This is a genomic window from Erwinia oleae (assembly GCF_000770305.1).
GTDB lineage: Bacteria > Pseudomonadota > Gammaproteobacteria > Enterobacterales > Enterobacteriaceae > Erwinia > Erwinia oleae.
In genome coordinates this window covers 1-439 of the sequence record NZ_JNVB01000177.1, presented here as the reverse complement: position 1 = coordinate 439, position 439 = coordinate 1, and the positions used below count along the sequence as shown (strand labels likewise).

At 55.8% G+C, this 439-nt stretch carries 1 rRNA gene; it reads right to left on the bottom strand.

The features are described from left to right. Positions 1–439: ribosomal RNA gene (locus GS12_RS22830) — 16S ribosomal RNA — on the bottom strand; the annotation flags it as partial.

Genomic DNA, 439 nt, shown 5'->3' with positions numbered 1-439 from the left:
GAATTCCACCCCCCTCTACGAGACTCAAGCCTGCCAGTTTCAAATGCAGTTCCCGGGTTGAGCCCGGGGATTTCACATCTGACTTAACAGACCGCCTGCGTGCGCTTTACGCCCAGTAATTCCGATTAACGCTTGCACCCTCCGTATTACCGCGGCTGCTGGCACGGAGTTAGCCGGTGCTTCTTCTGCGGGTAACGTCAATGTGAAAAGTTATTCGCTTTTCACCCTTCCTCCCCGCTGAAAGTACTTTACAACCCGAAGGCCTTCTTCATACACGCGGCATGGCTGCATCAGGCTTGCGCCCATTGTGCAATATTCCCCACTGCTGCCTCCCGTAGGAGTCTGGACCGTGTCTCAGTTCCAGTGTGGCTGGTCATCCTCTCAGACCAGCTAGGGATCGTCGCCCTGGTGAGCCGTTACCTCACCAGCTGGCTAATCC